Below are 19,725 nucleotides of genomic sequence, written 5' to 3'. Positions count from 1 at the left end.
ATCAGGTCTTACTTTAATGGGCTTTGTAAACTTTTTACTTGTTTTACCGGACACTCATGAATCTTAATATAAGAATGTATAAGTTCTTTTAAACTATTTTTCGACTCCAACCATTTCAATAATAAAGATCAAATCTGTTCCTGGTGGAATAACCCGGTTTCCGCGTTCTCCGTAAGCCAAATGGGATGGTAAAAAGAAGTACGATTTATCCCCCACACGCATTTGTGAAGCTGCTTCTCTAAAACCAGCGATCATTGGGGCATCAGGACCGATTTTAGTCGGCATTGGGTTATACATCTCTGCCTGATCCTTTTGCTCATTGTACATGCCGTAGTTTTCTTCGATGCTCTTAACATTACTGTCAAATAAACGACCGTCAGTAAAGTAGCCTTCATAATAAAGTTTCGCAGTGTCGCCAGTTTTTGGTTTGTCGCCTGTGCCTTTCGTTATGTTGAACATTTTTAAACCTGAGGCTAAAGTTTTTGATTTGCCTTCATAAGTATCTAATGCAGGTTTCATATCTGCAGCAGCGCTAGCACTTTTTTCTTCTTTAATCTTTTGATCTGCTTCAGCTTTAGCAAGACGCTCTTTTTCTTCATCTTCAGCTTTCGCAAAATGCTCTTTAAAAATAACTGGGGCATCAAAGTTTTTAGCCTCTTTTCCTTTTCTGATGATGTTGACTTCTTCCATAATCACAGGATCAATTGGTTTGTCTCCAGGTGCAGTTTCGACGCCGGCTAAGGTGTGTAAAACATCTTCTCCCATCACTATATATCCAAAAACATTATAACCACCATCTAAGTTAGGGGTTGCACCTTCTGTGATAAAAAACTGGCTCCCGTTGGTGTTAGGGCCAGAGTTGGCCATGGACAGGGTGCCGACTTTATCGTGCTTTAAATCTTCAGAAATTTCATTGTTAAATTTATAGCCAGGGCTACCGCTTCCAACGCCTGTAGGATCGCCACCTTGAATCATAAATTCGTCAATAATTCTATGGAACGTCAAGCCGTTATAATATTTTTTACCGATATAAGCACTGTCTACAAGGGTGTTGGTCCCTTCGGCTAAAGAAATAAAATTGGCTACGGTAACCGGTGCTTTCTGGTATTCCAATCGGAGCACCATCGTGCCTTGGTTGGTGATAATTTCAGTGTACAATCCGTCTTCTAAATCTGGATATTTGTCCTTGCAAGCTGTTGCGGTAACAAGAAGCATTAGTAGTAACAGGCCAAAAGCCTTTTTAATCAATCGCATAGTTTTAATCGTTTTGGTTTTGAATTATTGAATTTACGGTCACTTCGCAAATAACGGGAGTGTTTGTGCCAATTTTGTTCTTGTCACCATAGTAACCGTAAGCTTTTTGAGAAGGAAATAAAAAGGTGACAGTTTCACCTGGTTTCATGAGTTTTAACCCTTCTCGGAGTCCTGTAAATAGTTGTTCTTGGTCCATCGCATAATCACGCGGACGGATGTCTTTATCAGAATAAATGTCATTACCATTAAAATCTTTTACATCATAATCAAAGTTAACGATGTCTCCAAACGCTGGTGTAATGGTGTCTTTTTCAACTTTAGTATTGTAATAGTACCAAAACCCGCTTTCTGAAGCAATATATGTTTTAGTGGTGTCAGATTGAATTATATTTTGAATTCTTGCAGTCTCTTCTGCGTTTAATTTTTTATTGCGCTCTGCGGATATTTTTATAAAAGAACCTGTTTTTTGGGATATAGGTCTTCTGGCTTCGGGAGACTTACAGCTACTGATGCCAAGCGCTAAGAGCGTAATGAGAAGAAGGGCTCTTTTCATAAATTTAAGGTGTGTTTATAGCTTGGCAATATACTAATAAATTTTTCAACTGTTTCATTTAAACTAAGGTCGCTTTTACCTCCTGCAGCGTTGGTATGGCCACCACCTCCAAAGTTTTCTCGAGAGAATTCATTGACGGAAAAATCACCTTTGCTCCGCAAGGAAATCTTAATAATCCCCTCTTGTTTATGCTCAATAAAGATGATAGCAAAAATAATATTTTTGATTGATAGGCCATAGTTTACAAATCCCTCCGTATCGCCTTTCTTAAAGTTGGCAGCATTCAACTCCTCTTGAGTTAAGGTAATGTAGGCTGTTCTATATTCTGGAAGAATCTTTAAATTTTTGAGTGCGACTCCTAACAATTGTAGACGTTCAAAACTATTGGTGTCGTAAATTGCATTATAGATTTCAGAATGGTCAGCGCCTTTGTCAATCAATTCCGCAGCTACAATATGTGTTGTACTCGTAGAAGATGGAAACCTGAAAGAACCCGTGTCGGTCAAAATACCAGCATAAAGACAGGTGGCGATATGATGTTCAATATCGGCCGCATCGTCAAGCATGTTAATAAAATGATATATCATTTCGCAGGTAGAGCTCATGGCAACATCACTAAACTTGTACTTGGCGTAGCCGTCTGGTTGTTGATGATGGTCAATCATGATTTTAATTGCCTTAGAATCCTCCAATGGCGTCTCCATATTTCCTGAGCGGTGCAGCGCATTAAAATCGAGCGTAAAAATAATATCCGCTTGTGCTATCAGACTTTCAGCATTCATCCTATCAGATTCATAAATGATAACTTGATCGTCACCTGGGAGCCATTTTAAAAAGTCAGGATAATCATTGGGTACGATTACTGTGGCTTTATGATTGTACTTTGTAAGATAGTGTAACAGCCCCAAAGTAGACCCCATGGCGTCTCCGTCAGGGTTTTTATGTGGCACAATAACAATGTGTTTTGGCGTAGATAATAAGGCCTTTATTTCTGTAATATCGTGTTCAGTCATAGCGTGCGAAGATACAATTTTTTAAGATCCATAATATGGTTTTTTCTGATAAATGCCGTACTTTTGCACGAAATTTATCAGTGCTTTACAAAATGTAAATTACACTAAGCATTCAAAATTGGAGCGCGCAACAATTAAAAATTAATATAAATCAGAATTAAATAACTTACAAATATGGCAACTAACAGAACATTTACAATGCTTAAGCCAGATGCAGTCGAGAAAGGACACATTGGGGCAATCTTAGAGAAAATCAGTGCTTCAGGCTTTAAAATTGTAGCATTAAAATTAACGCACATGACTACTGCTGACGCACAGGAATTTTATGCGGTACACAGCGAAAGACCTTTTTACGGTGAGTTGGTAGAGTATATGACTCGCGGACCAATTGTGGCTGCTGTGTTGGAAAAAGAAAATGCAGTTGAAGATTTTAGAACTTTAATTGGTGCTACAAATCCTGCTGACGCAGCTGAAGGAACAATCCGTAAGCTATATGCAGCTTCTATTGGTGAAAACGCCGTTCATGGAAGTGACAGTGATGAAAATGCAGCTATTGAAAGTGCTTTTCATTTTGCAGGAAGAGATATGTTTTAGTAAAAGATATGAGACCGCTGCGCTTTTAGATAGTAGATATCAGACTTTTTAATAGTTTAATGTTTGTATCCAGTTCAATGAAGCGAAGCAAAAAGCATGAAGGGCCTAGAACTATTTAATTCTAGGCTTTTTTGTTGACATTAATTAAAAGCAAAAAGGCCCGCAACAGTGTTGCGGGCCTTTACATTTAAAAAAGCTTATATATTAGATAACTTTTACGTTAACTGCGTTTAATCCTTTTTTTCCTTCTGTAAGATCGAATTCAACTTCGTCGCCTTCACGAACTTCGTCGATTAATCCTGAAATGTGAACAAAATGTTCTTTGTTGTTTCCTTCTTCTACGATAAAACCGAAGCCTTTAGCATCGTTGAAAAATTTTACTGTTCCTTTACTCATTGTAATAAATATTAAATTAATTGTATATAATTGTTCAAAGATAATGCCAAAAAGTATACAAACTACATTTTAGGCCATAAATATTTTTAAATGACAGGGTTATGTATGTTTTTTTAGGTGTTTATCTCACCTTAGTTGAGATTTACCACCCGCATTTGAGGTGCAATGCAATAATAAATACAGTAGTTCTTGAACATCTTGCCAATTTCCAGGCTGATTTTACCTCAGAACCAACTTTTTAATGACGTCCTTCCCCAAGGATTCGTTGAGCATGCTAATGATCTTTTCTTTACCATAACTCAATTCTTCTCGTAATACACTAGAGCTTAATTGTACATAAAGCGTGTCGCGCTCCAATTGAATAGCCGTGGTGTAATTGTTAACGCCGTTGCCCATCATTTCTGCCCAAGCATCTTTAACATTTACTTTGTCCAAGCCTGGTTGCAGCTTATTACTGTCAACAAATTCCTTTAAGAGATCACTAATGGAGAGATTATCTTTATTGCGTTTGGCCATTGGGATTGTTTAGAGGGCGTTTAATTAATTTTTGATGTGATATTGGGATAGATTGTCTTCTCTTTCCCACCAAAACACTGTTCTTAATGATAGGCTGTGGGATAATCTAGATTTTATACTTAACTATTTTTCGACAGTTATAGGTATAAAGCGCTTATAAAGGTAGCGTACATTTTGTTGGTTTACAATCAAAAGTTCATCTTCTGTTGCATTTAAAACCGTTTCTTTCCATGTCGCGTAAGGTGTGGTATAATAAATATGCAGACTATCACTTTCGATTTTTAATGTTAGGCTTTCGGCATCTTCTGAAGTGGTATAGGTGCCATCAAAACTGGGCTTCATTTTTTTTCTAAACCCCGTCAAACTATCTGTAACGCTTAAATAATCAACAGTGTCATTATAGGTGTATTCCCTTTTAGAGCCATCTGCCAAAGTCACTTCGTATATTTCCCAATAGCCGCTTACATGGGGAATAAAACTTTCTGGGTCTTTGCTGCATGCCATCACTAAAAATAGGGCACTATAGAGTAGTAATTTTTTCAAAGTTTAAATATTTTATACGATTGATGTACCTGTTTAATAATGTTTTCGGTCCGGTCAGCATGGGTGTCACTAATAAAAAGCTGTCCAAAATTCTCATTATCAACCAACTCAATTATTTGAGCCACACGATTCTCATCTAATTTATCAAAAATATCATCCAAAAGCAAAATAGGAGAGACGCCACTTTGCGCTTTTATAAAATCAAATTGGGCCAGTTTTAAAGCAATTAAAAATGATTTCTGCTGGCCTTGACTTCCAAATTTCTTAATTGGGAACCCGTCAATTTCAAAATTCAAATCGTCTTTATGGATGCCCACAGAGGTGTAGTGCAGCGCTTTGTCTTTATTGATATTTAATTTCAACAGTGAATTCAGATCGTCTTCAAACAGGTCACTTTTATAACTTAAATGCACCGGCTCCTGTTGATTACTGATCGCGTTATAACGCGCTTTAAAAATAGGGATAAACGTTTCTAAAAACGCCTTTCTGGTCGAGAAAATTTCAGAGCCATACACCTGCAATTGTTCGTTATAAACTTCTAAGGTTTGGGCATTAAAAGTGTTGTTCAACGCAAAATACTTCAATAATGCATTGCGTTGTTGAAGCACTTTGTTGTAGTTGATGAGTTGGTTGAGGTAATTTTTGTCACTTTGAGAGATGACGCTATCAATAAATTTTCTTCTGGTTTCACTGCCTTCAATAATCAAGTCTCTATCTGCCGGAGAAATAATTACCAAGGGGATAAAACCAATATGATCACTGAATTTGTCGTAGGCTTTTCCATTGCGCTTGATCATCTTTTTCTGACCTTTTTTTAGCGAGACGATGATTTTCTCGTCTCGCTCATCTTTTTCAAATAGCCCCTCCACCACAAAGAATTCCTCGCCATGACGGATGTTTTGTGTGGCGATAGGGTTAAAATAACTTTTCCCAAAAGACAGGTTGTAAATGGCGTCCAAAACATTGGTTTTTCCTATGCCATTGGCACCCACAAAACAATTTATTTTTTGGTCAAAAGTAAAATCTTGACTGTCAAAATTCTTGTAATTTAGTAAGGAAAGTGTGTTTAAAACCATGTAAAAAATTCGCTTTTAAATTAGTGAAACTCAATTTTTAAAAGTTGCGAAGCAATGAATTAAAAATTGTTAGTTGAACTAATCCCGCTTTTTAGCGGGATCCTTGGGTTTTATTCCCCGACGCNNTGGGTCGAGGTTGTTCATTAAGATTTTAGTCAACTTGCGAAAGGATGTGCAAATTATTGAAAAATAACAAATAATTTACCTTTTTTATACCAATTAAAATTTTAATTTTGCGATCCACAAATTACGACGATATGGCAACTTATAAGAAAAGAGGATACAAACCAAAAACAGAAGCTGAAAAAACCGAAGCTCTAGAGGATAACTCAACAACGGCGGAGGTATTTAACACTCTGGATGAGTCTGCTTCTAAAACGGAAGAATGGGCTGTACAGAACCAAAAGTACATTATTGGGGCTGTGGCAGTGATTGCTGTTGTTGTCTTGGGGTATTTAGGTTACAACAAATTTGTGGCTGAACCGAAGGCTAGTGAAGCAATGAACGAGATGTTTAAAGCACAACAATACTTTGAACAAGCCGTTAATGATACCAATGCAAAAGATTCTTTATATACTTTATCCTTAAACGGTGGTGAAGGAAAATATGGTATGTTGGATATTATCAACGAATACGGTGGGACGCCTGCGGCTAATTTAGCTACCTATTATGCCGGGATGGCGTATTACAATTTGAACGATTACCAAAATACTGTAAAATATTTGGGTGATTTTTCTGGCGATGATAAAATATTGGCACCTATTGCAAAAGGAAGAATTGGCGATGCTTTTGTTCAGCTAAACCAACCTGAAGACGCGTTGACCTATTATGAAAAAGCGGCGAGTTTAAATAAAAACGAGTACACTACACCAATGTATTTGTTTAAAGCAGGAAATGTGGCATTGACTTTAGGTAAAAGAGAAAAGGCACTTGACCATTTCAATACTATAAAAGAGACGTACCCAATGTCTAATGAGGCAACTAATATTGAAGTGTTCATAGGACAGGCACAAGCAAGTTTGTAAGACATGGCAACTAAAAATCAAAATTTATCAGATTACGATAAAAACACAATCCCAAATGCGAAGGACCTTCGGTTTGGGATTGTTGTTTCAGAATGGAATAGTAATATTACAGATAATCTTTATGAAGGTGCCCTCAGTACCTTGGTAGAACATGGTGCATTGTCTGAAAATATATTCATCTGGCATGTGCCAGGTAGTTATGAGCTTATCTATGGTAGCAAAAAAATGCAGGAACATCAGGTTGATGCAGTTATTGCTATAGGTTGTTTGATTCAAGGGGAGACCAAACATTTTGATTTTGTATGTGAAGCCGTTGCCAATGGGATCAAAGATTTGAATGTGATACATGACACCCCAGTAATCTTTTGTGTGTTGACTGATAACACCATGCAACAGTCTATCGATAGATCCGGTGGGAAACACGGCAATAAAGGCGTTGAAGCTGCAGTAGCGGCTATTAAAATGGCGGTGTTGCGTCAGAAGGCGTGATTCAGTTGGCAGTCTTCAGTTGGCAGTTTTCAGTTGGCAGTTTTCAGTTGACAGTCTTCAACAAGTAGTTTTTTTTTATAGCTACGAATTTGTAAATGGGCAAATCTTTAGTTTTGATGTGCTGTGTGACTCTGTGCTATAGTAATATTCACCACGATTCTGATGCAGCCGTCCTCGGTCACCCGTTATCTGTCCTTCACCTAACTCCGAACTCCAAACTCCAAACTTCCTTCCTTCTTGTTAACAATTTTTAGTAGTTTAAGCATCGTTTTTCCTCGTATTTTGAGTACATTTGAAGTTCACAAAGGCAAAGCGTTCAACAGTGAGTTTATTTAAACAACGGCAACCTAAACGTTTCAGTTACACGCCAAGGCATCTCAAAGATCGTCATAAGGACGCATCCTATGAATTTGAGCCCCATTGGCGCCAAAAAAATCAGCGCAAAAAAAAGACGCCAACATTACTCATTCTCTTAATCATTTTAGGTATGGTAATTGGTGCTTGGTATATTTTGAGTAACTACGAAATTTAGAAATTATGGGCATCTTTAAAACACGTCAAAACAAAAAATTTAACTATATACCGCAGCACTATAAAGGTGAGGGAAACCCTTTTGAGATTAAGCATAAGTTTGATGATCAAAGAAAAACCATCGGAAAAGTTGGTTTGAAAGGGAAATTTGAAAATGCTTGGGACGACTATAAAAACACGCCTGATAAATCCGCAAACAAACGCACACTTATAATTGTTGGAATTTTAATATTTATTTTCCTCTTAATTATAGGCTTTGATTTGTCCATATTCTTTCCAAAAGGCTAATGTCAGATATCATTCAACTTTTACCAGATCATGTTGCTAACCAAATTGCAGCAGGAGAGGTCGTACAGCGTCCCGCTTCTGTGGTCAAGGAATTGCTTGAAAATGCCATTGACGCTGATGCAACCGCTATAAAATTAATCATTAAAGACTCGGGAAAAACCCTTGTTCAGGTTATTGATAACGGTAAGGGCATGAGCCCTACGGATGCACGATTGAGTTTTGAGCGTCACGCAACGTCAAAAATCCGCTCGGCAGATGACTTGTTCAGTTTAAATACAAAAGGCTTTAGAGGCGAGGCATTGGCTAGTATTGCCGCCATTGCGCACGTAGAATTAAAATCCAAACAGGAATCTGAAGAACTTGGCACGCTAATAGCCATTGAGGGTAGTGAAATTAAAACCCAGGAAGTTACAGTAACCCCAACAGGGACGTCCATAGCTGTAAAACATTTATTTTTTAATATTCCTGCCCGCCGTAATTTTTTAAAATCCAATACGGTGGAGTTGCGCCACATTATTGATGAATTTCATCGGGTGGCTTTGGCACATCCTACTATAGCGTTTGCCATGTACCACAATGGGAGCGAGCTCTTCAATTTACACGAAAGCAATTACCGCCAACGTGTGGTCCATATTTTCGGTACTAAAACGAATGAAAAATTAGTTCCTGTGGAAGAGACGACTGAGGTATTAAAAATTTCAGGCTTTGTTGGGAAACCGCAATTTGCAAAGAAGACCAAATCAGAACAATTCTTTTTCGTCAATAACAGATTTATCAAAAGTCCGTATCTCAATCACGCTATCAACGCGGCTTTTGACGGATTGGTTAAAGATGGCAATCATCCCATCTATTTTTTAAATTTAACGGTCGATCCAAAATCGATTGATATTAACATCCATCCAACAAAAACGGAGATTAAGTTTGATGATGAGCATACGCTGTATGCTATTTTGAGATCTTCGGTAAAACATAGTTTGGGACAGTTTAACATTGCGCCTGTGTTGGATTTTGACTATGATACCAATTTGGATACCCCGTACAATTATAAAGATAAAGGTGCTGAAACCCCAACGGTAGAAGTAGACCGTGATTATAATCCGTTTAGGGAAGAACGCTCTTCTGGTAAACAAACGTCATCATTTAAAAAACAAACGCCCAATAGTTGGGACAGTTTGTATGTGGGGTTAGAGTCTAAAGGCACACGCGACTCACAGGATTTCAGTCAAGTAGAATTTGAAAGTGAGCCAGAAAATGCATCGCTATTTGGTAATCAATTGCAGCAGGACAATGCCCAAAGCACTTATCAATTTCAGAATAAATATATTATTAGCACTATCAAATCGGGAATGTTGATGATAGATCAACATCGTGCGCATCAGCGCGTTTTATACGAAGGGCTTTTAAAAAGTGTGACCGTTAAGGAAGCTGTAAGTCAGCAGTTGTTATTTCCGTTACACTTACATTTTACAGGTGCAGAATTGACTATTTTAAAACAATTGCAGAGCGATTTAGAAGCGACGGGCTTTGTGTTTTCTGCTATTGCTGAAGGACAGGTAGAAATTACCGGGCTGCCTATAAACGTCCCGGATAGTGAAGTATCCATAATTTTGGAACAACTGATTAGTGATGTTGAGCAGGAAGTGCCTGACAGTCACTTTAGCGCCACAGATCTCCTGGCAAAATCCATGGCAAAAAGTTTGGCCATAAAAACAGGGCAATCCTTATCAAATTTAGAGCAAGAGCACTTAGTAAATAGTCTTTTTGCCTGCAAGGAGCCTTCTGTTTCACCTACCAATCGCGCGACGTTTATTACAATAACGATTGATGAGGTTGACAGGAAATTTATGTAATTATATTAACGTTAAGACAAAAGAAGAATGAGAGGAATTACAGATACCGTTAAGCATTTGCTCATAATAAATGTGGTGATGTTTATTGGTACACTTACCATACAAAATGGCGTATTTTATAACTGGTTTGCCCTATATTTTCCTAAAAACGATTTATTTCAGCCTTGGCAAATCATCACCCATATGTTCATGCATGGTAATTTGATGCACATTGCGTTCAATATGCTGGCTTTATGGATGTTTGGCACCGCAGTAGAACAAGTGTTTGGAGCTAAAAAGTTTATCTTTTTCTATATTTCCGCAGGATTGGGAGCGGCTTTAGTGATGTTGGGCGTCTATTATATGCAGTATTTACCACTGGAGGCTGATATTCTATCAGCAGGCTATACGTCTTCTCAAATTCATGAAACCCTCAGCACGGGTAAGGTTATGGAAGGCGTTAATGCCGTACAGAGAGACCAATTGCAAAGCATGTTCAATATTTTTAACTCCTCAATGGTAGGGGCTTCTGGAGCAATTTTTGGAGTTTTGGTGGCATTTGGAATGTTGTATCCTGAATCAAAATTGATGCTTATATTTTTGCCAATTCCCATAAAAGCCAAATATTTTATTCCTGCCATTATCGCCTTGGATTTAATCTCCGCGTTAACAGGATCGTCGTTCTTTAGTCCAAGTAATACCGCTTATGCTGCCCATCTTGGTGGCGCGTTGACTGGATTTTTAATGATGTGGTATTGGAAAAAAACACAATTCGATAAAAACCGTTGGGACAGATGACCGCATTACATAAAGATGTTCAGGATAAATTGAGAAACCTCAATGTACTCGAAAAAATAATTGCTCTTAATGTGGTTGTTTTTTTGATGGGCTTGTTGCTATCGCTGATTGTAAAATCAGGCGGCAGCTTGTATTGGTTAGAGTTGCCAAAAGACCTGGGGGAGTTTATCTTTAAGCCCTGGAGTATTATCACTTATGGCTTTACCCACTATGGACTGTTTCATTTGCTGTTCAATATGATGGTGCTGTTTTTTGTGTCTCAAATGATGCTCAACTTATTTAGTGCCAAACTCACATTGAAAGTCTATTTCTTGGGCATTATTGTCGGTGGACTCTTCTTTATGTTTGCCTATAATGTATTGCCAGCTAACTTTTTAAAACCGGCTGGAGCTTTGGTTGGTGCTTCTGCGGGGGTGAGGGCATTACTAATTTTCCTGTGCGCGTATATGCCGAATACACAGGTGAAAATTTTTATGTTTAATATCAAATTATGGCATTTGGGAATCGCGCTTGTTGCTTTTGATGTTATTGGCCTATTTGGAATGAACCAAGGCGGGACTATAGCGCATTTAGGCGGGGTAGCATTGGGTTATCTTTATGCCAAACAGTTGATTAAGGGAAATGATATTGGAAAAGGATTCGAAAAAGTAATGGATTGGTTTTCTAACCTTTTTGAGAAAGGCAAAAAATCACGTTTAAAAACGGTGCACAAACGAAAATCAAATCCTGTTGCAGGTCATAATAAATCTGAGTTTAGTGAGTTTAATAAGCAAAAGCAAATCGATCTTATCTTAGATAAAATAAGCAAAAGTGGCTATGAAAGTCTGACAAAAGAGGAGAAAGCTTTTTTATTTAAAGCTAAAGATTAAGACTGATGAAAAAACTCAATCTCCTTGACAAGTTTGTGTTTTTCTTAAATTCTGTTGCAGCAACCACACTATTGCTGTCTTATGTTTTGCCCTATATAGAGCCAGAACGCTCCGCTTTTGTGTCCGTTTTGAGTTTGACGGTGCCATTTCTCATCCTTGTCAATCTATTATTTGTGATCTATTGGCTTTTAAAAGTTAAGAAGCAGCTTTTACTATCTCTCATTGTGCTGTTAATAGGCTTCAATTACATCACATCGTTATATAAAATTTCAGCTTCCAAAAACGTGGAAGATCCGGATAATATCGCCGTCATGAATTATAATGTGCGATTGTTCAATCTGTTTAAATGGATTCCGGATATCAATGTCACTTCGGAAATAAGTAAGTTTATAACCGATAAAAACCCGGATATTATCAGCATGCAAGAATACCGTCCTGATGATGATCTGTCCCTTAAAGGATATTATAAGTATGAGGCGCTTTCTGGGGATAAAATAAAGAACGGACAGGCCATATTTTCTAAATTTCCCATTATTAATAAAGGCTCTATCGAGTTTCCGAACACTTATAACAATGCTATTTTTGTGGATGTGGTAAAGGGTAAGGACACCATCAGAGTTTACAATGTACACTTGCAATCCCTAAAAATTGATGCAAGCTCGGATCCCTTGAAGAATGAAACCTCTGAAAATCTTTTTAAACGGGTTGGGAATACGTTCAGGTTGCAACAGGCACAAACGGACTTGTTTCTGGAACATAAGGCCACTTGTACCTATAAAATTATTGTTTGTGGCGATTTAAACAATACGGCCTATTCTTATGTGTACAATAAAATAAAAGGCGACGATTTAAGTGATGCCTTTGTAGAAGCGGGTAACGGTTTTGGACGCTCGTTTAATTTTAAATTCTTTCCAGTTCGGATTGATTTTATTATGGTTGATACTAATTTTGATATTAACGCTTTTAAAACCTATGATGTCAGGCTGTCGGATCATTTTCCGATTATGAGCAGGGTAAAGGTGAGGCAGGTAGTAGGCAGTAGGTAGTAGGCAGCAGGTAGTAGGCAATACTCAGTATTCAGCATTCGGTATTCGGTATTCAGCATTCAGCATTCGGTGTTCGGTGTTCGGTGTTCAGTTTCAAGTCTTCAATCAACAATCAACAATCAACAATCCCCAATCAACAATCCTCCGGCCTACATCATCAAACAGTCCGTCGCATCAGCAATCATATGGATGACCAAGCCAATACCTATAATTCTGGTTTTCTTAAAAAATAGAAATCCCACATAAACTACCATTGCATAATACGTATGCAGCGGATGGAAATTAATGCTACAGCGTCCAGGATCAAAAAGAGGCACTGCCAAAAGATGGTCTAAATCAATAATCATGGTAGCAATCATGATTAAAAATACGCGTTTCCATTGGGATTTGAAAAATAAGTAAGCCACCACCAATGGTACTGCAAAATGAATTCCGTAATGTATAAAGGATTGTAACATTAGTTTGGTAAGTGTTGTTGTTCCAAATATAACAGCGCATTAGGACCTTCGTTAAATATCAAATCGAGAACGCTCAAGTTTGGGGTAAAGCCATGCTTGTCATCAAATACTTGAACATACGGTTTTAAAATCTGTTCGGTCTCTTTTCGATGATCGACCAAATAGCGATAATCTGTTTTATCTTGCGGATTGAGTTCAAATTCAGTGGTGTTATCATACTTTAAATCGTGCTGAAGACATTCCAAAAGGACCTCCAAACATTTGAAATTAAAGGCCATCAAGTGCGTGGCTTCTTCTTGAAAAAGGTGGATCAAATCATGTTCATAAAACTCAAAAAAAGGCGAACTGCTGTAGGCTGACTGAATCGATTTCCAGTGTAGATCCTGCCAGTTTTCATTGTTGGAGATGCGTATGTCTTTGTAACGTTGTCGGTTTTTTTGCGAATAGATTACAGGAACGGTAAGGGGCATTTTGCCCTGGGCACCATAAATATTCATGCGATTTCTATAGGTTTGTTTCTGATAATTGTCACAGACTTCAAAGCTTACTTTCTGCGCTTGCACCATGGCGACACATTGGGCAATGCTCGGAAAATAAGTAGGATGAAGTAAAATGTCCATAGTAAAACTGCACCTTATTTAGCTCTTCGTTTGCGCCAAGCATTAAAGCCAAATACAAGACCTAATAACACAAGAAAAGGAATAAAGTAAGATACCAGTTTGCCATTACCACCAACAGTTGTAAAAAAGCGTTCCCAGCGTGGGCTCTTCCCATCCCAACTCATCCAAACCAGTACAGGTTTACCCACGACGTGGTCAAACGGTACAAATCCCCAAACACGAGAATCTTGTGAGTTGTGACGGTTGTCTCCCATCATCCAATAATAATCTTGTTTAAAGGTATACTGGTTGGTGATCTGGCCATCAATGCTGATTTGATTGCCGTTTACTGAAAGCTCACGGCCTTCATAAGCTGTAATGACCCGTTTGTATAACGGTAAGTTTTCAGGGGTTAAGGTGATGGTCTTTCCTTTTTCGGGGATGTATAATGAGCCAAAATAATCATTGTTCCAATTGTAGGCTGAATTCATTGGGAAAATACCTGCATCACGATTGCCTAAAGAATCTTTTCTGATTTCAATGGACGCAATATTAGGATGGTTTTTTGCTCTTGCCACCGCTTCTTCCGTGGCGGCAGGAATGATCCATTTTTCGTTTTGTTGATCGTAACCTAAACCATCGGTCATATCAAATCGCTTGAGGATTTCATAAACTTGCGCATTGGAGGCAATCTGACCTTTAAAAGTGATATCATATGAAAACTGAATCCGTGCACGATCATTAAGTACATTTTGTTTTCCATTAATATACACATAGCCATCTTTTATAGAGAGCGAATCTCCAGGTATCCCAACGGCACGTTTTACGTAATTGGTTTTCTTATCGATGGGTTTGTAGTAATGCTTGTCCGTATGGCGCATGTCTAACATCGTGTCTACTGGCCAGTTAAACACTACAATATCATTCCGTTTTATGTTTTGAAAACCAGGAAGTCTCATATAAGGGAGCTCTGGTTTTGAAAGATATGATTTGACATTTAAAATAGGAATAGTATCATGAACCATAGGTGCTGCCACGGTAGTCATTGGAAGTCTTGCACCATAATGGAATTTACTCACGAATAAAAAGTCGCCCACCAATAAGGTTTTTTCTAATGAAGAGGTCGGAATCGTAAACGGTTGAATAAAATAGGTATGGACAATGGTTGCGGCAACAATGGCAAATAGGATGGAACTGATCCAATCTCCAGCTGCCGACTTTGGATGCAGACTTCTGTCTTTAACGTGGACAACATCCGTAAAATAGTTCAGGAAATAGTTGTAAAACCCTAAAGTAATCAGTGCTAAAACAGTATCTGTAGTGGTGTTCTTTCCGAAGCTTCTAGCAGTTTCTACCCAAATAACTGGAAACATAATCAAATTGACAATAGGCACAAACAGTAAAATGGTCCACCACCAAGGTCTGTTGATGATTTTCATTAAAACCACTGCATTATAAACGGGAACAAATGCCTCCCAAGCTTGTCTGCCTGCTTTTATGTATAATTTCCATGTGCCAAGTCCGTGTATTACCTGTATCACGAAAAAGAATATAAACCATTCTGTAAATGTCATCTGATAAGCTTTAGTTTTTTAGTGTAAATCAGGCTCCAAGCCTGGTTTAACAAATATATTGTAAATGATAAATCGCCATTTAAAAATCGGCAGTAAGTTAACCAATGTTTAACACATCCTTCATTGAAAACACCCCCTTTTTTCCAGCAATCCATTCCGCAGCAATCACGGCGCCTAAGGCAAATCCTTCACGGCTGTGGGCGGTGTGTTTAATGGAAATTGTGTCTACAGTTGAGGTGTAGGTTACTTCATGGGTTCCGGGAACATTTTCAATCCGCTTGGCATCAATATGCAATTCTTTAGGTTTTGCAGCATCCAACGTCCACGTGCCGTATTTTGAGTTTTTAATAATATCTTCTGCCAAAGAAATGGCGGTACCACTAGGTGCATCCAATTTTTGGGTATGATGGATCTCTTCCATGCTAATAGCGTATTCGGGTAGCATAGCCATCAATTTTGAAAGTGTCTTGTTCAATTCAAAAAAAATATTGACCCCTAAACTAAAATTGGAAGCATACAAAAACGTGCCTTCCCTTTCTTTACATAAAGCGAGAACCTCATTATAATGCTGCAACCAGCCCGTAGTTCCCGAAATAACAGGAACGTTGTGACCAAAACATTTTAAGATATTATCTACTGCGGCATCTGGAGTACTAAAATCAATGGCTACATCAATGCCATCAAGAGCATAATCCTGTGTGTCTGCATCAACTTTTAAAACGATGTCATGATGCCGTTCAATGGCTATCTTTTCGATGGTTTTGCCCATCTTTCCATACCCTAAGAGCGCTATTTTCATGTTTAAAATTTAAAATTTAGAGTCACACCTAAGTCGGTGGAATTTTCCTGTTCGTTATATTGAAAATGAGGTTTTAAAGCCAGATTTTCATCTAAATTATACTGCAACAAATGTGCATCTACATTGGCATCGATGATGTTAAGGGCGTATAATCCAAAGGTAATCAACAGTGACAACTCCTTATTACGACGCAACGTATTTTGTGCACGAATAAGTCCTTCGTTAGACACTTTTGGGGTAGGGCCATCTCCATAAAATTCGTCATCAGTAAAACCCGCTAATCGGCGTTTATAAATGTCGCGGTAGCGCTTATATGTTTTATCATTATCTAAATACACATAGATACCTGTGCCAATTGCAGCGTATACTATGGGGATTTTCCAGTATTTTTTGTTGTAGGCCTGACCTAATCCCGGGAGAATAGCAGAGTAGAATGCAGCTTTTGAAGGGGCTAGAATATTTAAAGGTTTCCTAACGATGCTGTCAATAACAACTTCATTTGAAATAGTGTTTGGAACGCTGTCTATTACCGTTGGAATAGAATCCGTTTCGGTTTGTGAAAATCCGAAGACAGAAACAAAACATAAAATAACAAGAGGTATATAAATGCGTTTATTTAGCACTTTGAACAAGTTTTTTGATGCGGTTAAAATCTTCCTCAGAATGGAATGGAATACTAATCGTTCCTTTTCCGTTCTTGCTCACTTTAACGCTAATTTTTTGTCCAAAATATTCTGAAAACTCCTTGACGCTGTTTTTAATAAATTTTGGAATCTCTGGTTTTTCAGAAATTTGCACATCGCCTTTATGATGGTAGTTTTTAACTAAAGCCTCTGTATCTCTCACCGATAATTTATCAGAAAGAATTTTTTCATATATATCAAGCTGATGCGATTGATCTTCAATGTTAATAATGGCACGGCCGTGACCCATTGATATAAAACCATCCCGCATACCCGTTTGGATGATAGGATCTAATTTTAAAAGTCTGAGATAGTTTGCAATGGTAGAGCGTTTTTTGCCCACGCGCTCACTCATCTGTTCTTGGGTGAGCTGAATTTCATCAATCAGACGCTGGTAGGACAAGGCAATTTCAATAGGATCTAAATCTTGGCGTTGGATGTTTTCAACCAAAGCCATTTCAAGAGATTCCTGATCATTAGCAATTCTGATATAGGCAGGAATGGTTGACAAGCCAATAAGTTTGGAAGCTCTAAAACGACGCTCACCAGAGACCAATTGGTACTTGTTAAAGTCGAGTTTTCTAACCGTTATGGGCTGAATCACACCGAGTTCCTTGATGGAAGATGCCAACTCACGAAGTGTTTCTTCATTAAAATTGGTTCGGGGCTGAAACGGATTGATTTCAATAGCTTCCAATTCTAATTCCACAATATTACCAATCACTTTATCGGCATTTTTATCCTGAACCGACTTAATATCGTTTGACGGATCTTTTAAAAGTGCTGATAATCCTCTACCTAAAGCTTGTTTTTGGGTTGCCTTCGCCATTAATGGTTCTTTTTAATAATTTCCTTTGCCAGACTTAAATAATTGGTAGCGCCTCTGCTGCTCACATCATAATTGATGATGCTTTCGCCAAAACTTGGGGCTTCTCCCAAACGTACATTACGCTGAATGATGGTATCAAAAACCATGTCGCTGAAATGCTTTTGCACTTCTTCCACAACTTGGTTTGACAAGCGTAAACGCGCATCATACATGGTCAGTAACATCCCTTCAATATCTAAGTGTTCGTTGTGGATGCGTTGCACACTTTTAATAGTGTTCAATAACTTACCCAAACCTTCCAATGCAAAATATTCACATTGTATCGGGATGATAACCGAGTCGGCTGCAGTAAGCGCATTCAAGGTCAAAAGCCCTAAAGAAGGCGCACAGTCAATTAAAATATAATCATATTTCTCTTTGAGGTGATGGATGGCTTTTTTGAGCATATACTCCCGTTCATCCTTATCAACCAATTCAATCTCAATAGCGACCAAATCAATGTGCGCCGGAATAATATCCACATGAGGCGCGTTTGTAGGAATGATACAATCTTCTGCCGTTGCAGAATGTTCAATAAGTTGATAAGAACCAACTTCGACACCTTCTACATCAATCCCTAAGCCAGATGATGCGTTGGCCTGTGGATCTGCATCTATTAATAATACTTTTTTTTCTAATGCACCTAAGGAAGCAGCTAAATTTACTGACGTCGTTGTTTTACCAACGCCTCCTTTTTGATTGGCTATTGCAATGATTTTACCCATTAAATGATCTGGTTTTAGTCTCGGTAAAAATACAATTATTTGCGAGTTTAAAAAATGTTACTTGTTAACAAACGGGGCGCAAACTTAAAGATTGTCTCTCCTCCACAATAAATATGCTCTTGCTTTATGATCAGTATGTTAGTGGGGGTGATGTGCTGAAAACAAAGAGCGATTATAGGGTGGTTCCGTGTGTTTTAGGCTGTTAAACTTAATTGTGTTTCTGTTATAACTTTTTAACTTTTACTTTTTTTTGCTCTAATCATGGCTTCCAACTGATCCCATATTTCTTCAGGTATTGCTTCTAATAAATTAAATTGTCCTGCGCCTTTAAGCCATTCGCCACCGTCAATGGTAATCACTTCGCCATTCACATAAGCCGAAAAATCAGACACCAAATACGCTGCCAAATTGGCCAACTCCTGGTGGTCTCCCACGCGGTTTAAAGGCACTTTTTTCGCCATATCAAACTTGTCCTTTAAATCTCCCGGTAAAAGTCGGTCCCAAGCACCTTTGGTGGGGAACGGCCCCGGTGCAATGGCATTAAAACGCATCCCGTATTTGGCCCATTCTACCGCCAGACTGCGTGTCATGGCCAACACACCTGCCTTGGCGGTGGCGCTTGGCACCACATAAGCGGAACCCGTCCAGGCATACGTAGTAACAATATTGAGTACAGAGGTGTTGGTCTGTTTGGTGTCAATCCAATGTTTTCCAAAAGCTAAAGTGCAGTTCTTGGTGCCTTTTAATACAATATCAATAATAGTGTCGAACGCATTGGCAGAAAGTCGCTCCGTAGGAGAAATGAAATTTCCCGCAGCATTATTGAGGAGTACATCCACTTTTCCAAAGTTTTCCACTGCGCCTTTGAGCATGGCCTCAACTTCGTTGTAATTCCTGACGTCACATTGCAGGGGCAAACAGGTGCCTTTAGTTTCCTGTTCCAACGCTTCAGCCGTAGCCTTGAGCTTGTCAAGATTGCGTGAGGTAATGACAACATTGGCGCCCAATTCCAGAAAGTATTTAGACATGGCCTTTCCTAATCCACTGCCGCCACCGGTGACAACTATCGTTTTTCCGTTTAAAGCGCCGTCCCGGAGCATTTTTTGAGTATACATGATGCTGTTTTTAGTAAAAAAGTGAATTTAAAATTACGGATTAAATCTTACGATGGTCATTTTAAAAAGTCAAATTATTCTTAA

At 38.4% G+C, this 19,725-nt stretch carries 24 protein-coding genes; 9 read left to right on the top strand and 15 right to left on the bottom strand.

Translation table 11 applies throughout. The features are described 5' to 3' along the window. Positions 1–93: 93 nt before the first annotated feature. From JEM65_RS01410 to JEM65_RS01400, 3 genes are read right to left on the bottom strand one after another with little or no spacing between them, the layout of a single operon-like run. Entirely contained in the window at positions 94–1,254 is a 1,161-nt protein-coding gene (locus tag JEM65_RS01410; protein WP_199596761.1) for a peptidylprolyl isomerase, read from the bottom strand. Between the two features lie 4 nt (positions 1,255–1,258). Further along, on the bottom strand, positions 1,259–1,807 hold the full coding sequence (gldI, locus tag JEM65_RS01405; RefSeq protein ID WP_199596760.1) for a gliding motility-associated peptidyl-prolyl isomerase GldI: 549 nt from the start codon (positions 1,805–1,807) through the stop codon (positions 1,259–1,261). Continuing rightward, on the bottom strand, positions 1,804–2,820 hold the full coding sequence (locus JEM65_RS01400; protein WP_199596759.1) for a DHH family phosphoesterase: 1,017 nt from the start codon (positions 2,818–2,820) through the stop codon (positions 1,804–1,806). Before JEM65_RS01400 ends, gldI begins: the two co-directional genes overlap by 4 nt. A 174-nt stretch (positions 2,821–2,994) precedes the next feature. On the opposite strand from JEM65_RS01400, the gene JEM65_RS01395 reads away from it, so the two are divergent. Then, entirely contained in the window at positions 2,995–3,414 is a 420-nt protein-coding gene (locus JEM65_RS01395; protein ID WP_199596758.1) for a nucleoside-diphosphate kinase, read from the top strand. Positions 3,415–3,618: 204 nt separating this feature from the next. Here JEM65_RS01395 and JEM65_RS01390 read toward each other — a convergent pair whose 3' ends face one another. The 4 genes from JEM65_RS01390 to recF all read right to left on the bottom strand — a co-directional run bounded on the left by JEM65_RS01390 (position 3,619) and on the right by recF (position 5,945). After that, positions 3,619–3,810: a cold-shock protein gene (locus tag JEM65_RS01390; RefSeq protein ID WP_066432710.1), complete on the bottom strand. Its 192-nt coding sequence runs from the start codon at positions 3,808–3,810 to the stop codon at positions 3,619–3,621. 219 nt (positions 3,811–4,029) lie between these two features. Further along, entirely contained in the window at positions 4,030–4,326 is a 297-nt protein-coding gene (locus JEM65_RS01385) for a DUF721 domain-containing protein (protein ID WP_199596757.1), read from the bottom strand. A gap of 123 nt (positions 4,327–4,449) precedes the next feature. Beyond that, positions 4,450–4,869: a lipocalin family protein gene (locus JEM65_RS01380; RefSeq protein WP_233530479.1), complete on the bottom strand. Its 420-nt coding sequence runs from the start codon at positions 4,867–4,869 to the stop codon at positions 4,450–4,452. Continuing rightward, the gene (recF, locus tag JEM65_RS01375) at positions 4,866–5,945 is read right to left on the bottom strand and encodes a DNA replication/repair protein RecF (protein ID WP_199596756.1); all 1,080 of its coding nucleotides are present in this window, start codon (positions 5,943–5,945) and stop codon (positions 4,866–4,868) included. The genes JEM65_RS01380 and recF overlap by 4 nt, the downstream gene beginning before the upstream one ends. A 257-nt stretch (positions 5,946–6,202) precedes the next feature. Here recF and JEM65_RS01370 point away from each other — a divergent pair, with 257 nt between their 5' ends. The 8 genes from JEM65_RS01370 (at position 6,203) to JEM65_RS01335 (ending at position 12,820) form a co-directional block, all read left to right on the top strand. Next, positions 6,203–6,970 (top strand): tetratricopeptide repeat protein, encoded by a 768-nt coding sequence (locus tag JEM65_RS01370; protein WP_199596755.1) that lies wholly within the window; start codon positions 6,203–6,205, stop codon positions 6,968–6,970. Between the two features lie 3 nt (positions 6,971–6,973). After that, positions 6,974–7,459 (top strand): 6,7-dimethyl-8-ribityllumazine synthase, encoded by a 486-nt coding sequence (ribH, locus tag JEM65_RS01365; RefSeq protein ID WP_199596754.1) that lies wholly within the window; start codon positions 6,974–6,976, stop codon positions 7,457–7,459. A gap of 322 nt (positions 7,460–7,781) precedes the next feature. After that, a complete protein-coding gene (locus JEM65_RS01360) occupies positions 7,782–7,991 on the top strand; it encodes a hypothetical protein (protein ID WP_199596753.1) in 210 nt (69 codons plus the stop codon). A 5-nt stretch (positions 7,992–7,996) separates the two neighbouring features. Further along, positions 7,997–8,278, top strand: coding sequence for a riboflavin synthase subunit beta (locus JEM65_RS01355; protein ID WP_199596752.1), 282 nt, complete (start codon positions 7,997–7,999; stop codon positions 8,276–8,278). After that, complete coding sequence (gene mutL, locus JEM65_RS01350) at positions 8,278–10,128, top strand: DNA mismatch repair endonuclease MutL (protein ID WP_199596751.1); 1,851 nt, start codon at positions 8,278–8,280, stop codon at positions 10,126–10,128. The genes JEM65_RS01355 and mutL overlap by 1 nt, the downstream gene beginning before the upstream one ends. 27 nt (positions 10,129–10,155) lie before the next feature. Beyond that, entirely contained in the window at positions 10,156–10,905 is a 750-nt protein-coding gene (locus JEM65_RS01345; protein WP_199596750.1) for a rhomboid family intramembrane serine protease, read from the top strand. Next, positions 10,902–11,774 carry a rhomboid family intramembrane serine protease gene (locus JEM65_RS01340; protein ID WP_199596749.1) on the top strand — a complete coding sequence of 291 codons (873 nt, stop codon included), beginning with the start codon at positions 10,902–10,904 and terminating at the stop codon, positions 11,772–11,774. The genes JEM65_RS01345 and JEM65_RS01340 overlap by 4 nt, the downstream gene beginning before the upstream one ends. A 5-nt stretch (positions 11,775–11,779) precedes the next feature. Beyond that, a complete protein-coding gene (locus JEM65_RS01335; protein WP_199596748.1) occupies positions 11,780–12,820 on the top strand; it encodes an endonuclease/exonuclease/phosphatase family protein in 1,041 nt (346 codons plus the stop codon). A gap of 149 nt (positions 12,821–12,969) precedes the next feature. Here the strand turns inward: JEM65_RS01335 and JEM65_RS01330 are convergent, their stop codons facing one another. The 8 genes from JEM65_RS01330 to JEM65_RS01295 form a co-directional block, all read right to left on the bottom strand. Continuing rightward, the gene (locus JEM65_RS01330; protein ID WP_199596747.1) at positions 12,970–13,278 is read right to left on the bottom strand and encodes a DUF6122 family protein; all 309 of its coding nucleotides are present in this window, start codon (positions 13,276–13,278) and stop codon (positions 12,970–12,972) included. Continuing rightward, positions 13,278–13,898 (bottom strand): WbqC family protein, encoded by a 621-nt coding sequence (locus JEM65_RS01325; protein ID WP_199596746.1) that lies wholly within the window; start codon positions 13,896–13,898, stop codon positions 13,278–13,280. The genes JEM65_RS01330 and JEM65_RS01325 overlap by 1 nt, the downstream gene beginning before the upstream one ends. Before the next feature lie 14 nt (positions 13,899–13,912). Next, a complete protein-coding gene (lepB, locus tag JEM65_RS01320) occupies positions 13,913–15,451 on the bottom strand; it encodes a signal peptidase I (RefSeq protein WP_199596745.1) in 1,539 nt (512 codons plus the stop codon). Positions 15,452–15,548: 97 nt separating this feature from the next. Beyond that, positions 15,549–16,250, bottom strand: a complete 702-nt coding sequence (gene dapB, locus JEM65_RS01315) for a 4-hydroxy-tetrahydrodipicolinate reductase (RefSeq protein WP_199596744.1) — start codon at positions 16,248–16,250, stop codon at positions 15,549–15,551. 2 nt (positions 16,251–16,252) lie between these two features. After that, entirely contained in the window at positions 16,253–16,873 is a 621-nt protein-coding gene (locus tag JEM65_RS01310) for a DUF5683 domain-containing protein (RefSeq protein ID WP_199596743.1), read from the bottom strand. After that, a complete protein-coding gene (locus JEM65_RS01305; protein WP_199596742.1) occupies positions 16,863–17,762 on the bottom strand; it encodes a ParB/RepB/Spo0J family partition protein in 900 nt (299 codons plus the stop codon). The genes JEM65_RS01310 and JEM65_RS01305 overlap by 11 nt, the downstream gene beginning before the upstream one ends. Then, positions 17,762–18,526: a ParA family protein gene (locus JEM65_RS01300; RefSeq protein WP_199596741.1), complete on the bottom strand. Its 765-nt coding sequence runs from the start codon at positions 18,524–18,526 to the stop codon at positions 17,762–17,764. Before JEM65_RS01300 ends, JEM65_RS01305 begins: the two co-directional genes overlap by 1 nt. 233 nt (positions 18,527–18,759) lie before the next feature. Next, positions 18,760–19,644: an SDR family oxidoreductase gene (locus JEM65_RS01295; RefSeq protein ID WP_199596878.1), complete on the bottom strand. Its 885-nt coding sequence runs from the start codon at positions 19,642–19,644 to the stop codon at positions 18,760–18,762. Between the last annotated feature and the right edge of the window lie 81 nt (positions 19,645–19,725).

The organism is Gelidibacter salicanalis, from assembly GCF_016469035.1.
Classification (GTDB): domain Bacteria; phylum Bacteroidota; class Bacteroidia; order Flavobacteriales; family Flavobacteriaceae; genus Gelidibacter; species Gelidibacter salicanalis_A.
Note: the sequence above shows the minus strand (reverse complement) of the source record. Positions and strands in the feature narration are given on the sequence as shown.

Bases quoted from the DNA above. Each gene is read 5' to 3' on its own strand.
- JEM65_RS01345 (WP_199596750.1), top strand. From the start codon at position 10,156: ATGAGAGGAATTACAGATACCGTTAAGCATTTGCTCATAATAAATGTG.
- lepB (WP_199596745.1), bottom strand. From the start codon at position 15,451: ATGACATTTACAGAATGGTTTATATTCTTTTTCGTGATACAGGTAATA.
- JEM65_RS01335 (WP_199596748.1), top strand. From the start codon at position 11,780: ATGAAAAAACTCAATCTCCTTGACAAGTTTGTGTTTTTCTTAAATTCT.
- mutL (WP_199596751.1), top strand. From the start codon at position 8,278: ATGTCAGATATCATTCAACTTTTACCAGATCATGTTGCTAACCAAATT.
- gldI (WP_199596760.1), bottom strand. From the start codon at position 1,807: ATGAAAAGAGCCCTTCTTCTCATTACGCTCTTAGCGCTTGGCATCAGT.
- JEM65_RS01330 (WP_199596747.1), bottom strand. From the start codon at position 13,278: ATGTTACAATCCTTTATACATTACGGAATTCATTTTGCAGTACCATTG.
- JEM65_RS01340 (WP_199596749.1), top strand. From the start codon at position 10,902: ATGACCGCATTACATAAAGATGTTCAGGATAAATTGAGAAACCTCAAT.
- JEM65_RS01355 (WP_199596752.1), top strand. From the start codon at position 7,997: ATGGGCATCTTTAAAACACGTCAAAACAAAAAATTTAACTATATACCG.
- JEM65_RS01400 (WP_199596759.1), bottom strand. From the start codon at position 2,820: ATGACTGAACACGATATTACAGAAATAAAGGCCTTATTATCTACGCCA.
- JEM65_RS01300 (WP_199596741.1), bottom strand. From the start codon at position 18,526: ATGGGTAAAATCATTGCAATAGCCAATCAAAAAGGAGGCGTTGGTAAA.
- JEM65_RS01325 (WP_199596746.1), bottom strand. From the start codon at position 13,898: ATGGACATTTTACTTCATCCTACTTATTTTCCGAGCATTGCCCAATGT.
- recF (WP_199596756.1), bottom strand. From the start codon at position 5,945: ATGGTTTTAAACACACTTTCCTTACTAAATTACAAGAATTTTGACAGT.
- ribH (WP_199596754.1), top strand. From the start codon at position 6,974: ATGGCAACTAAAAATCAAAATTTATCAGATTACGATAAAAACACAATC.
- dapB (WP_199596744.1), bottom strand. From the start codon at position 16,250: ATGAAAATAGCGCTCTTAGGGTATGGAAAGATGGGCAAAACCATCGAA.
- JEM65_RS01370 (WP_199596755.1), top strand. From the start codon at position 6,203: ATGGCAACTTATAAGAAAAGAGGATACAAACCAAAAACAGAAGCTGAA.
- JEM65_RS01385 (WP_199596757.1), bottom strand. From the start codon at position 4,326: ATGGCCAAACGCAATAAAGATAATCTCTCCATTAGTGATCTCTTAAAG.
- JEM65_RS01390 (WP_066432710.1), bottom strand. From the start codon at position 3,810: ATGAGTAAAGGAACAGTAAAATTTTTCAACGATGCTAAAGGCTTCGGT.
- JEM65_RS01410 (WP_199596761.1), bottom strand. From the start codon at position 1,254: ATGCGATTGATTAAAAAGGCTTTTGGCCTGTTACTACTAATGCTTCTT.
- JEM65_RS01395 (WP_199596758.1), top strand. From the start codon at position 2,995: ATGGCAACTAACAGAACATTTACAATGCTTAAGCCAGATGCAGTCGAG.
- JEM65_RS01305 (WP_199596742.1), bottom strand. From the start codon at position 17,762: ATGGCGAAGGCAACCCAAAAACAAGCTTTAGGTAGAGGATTATCAGCA.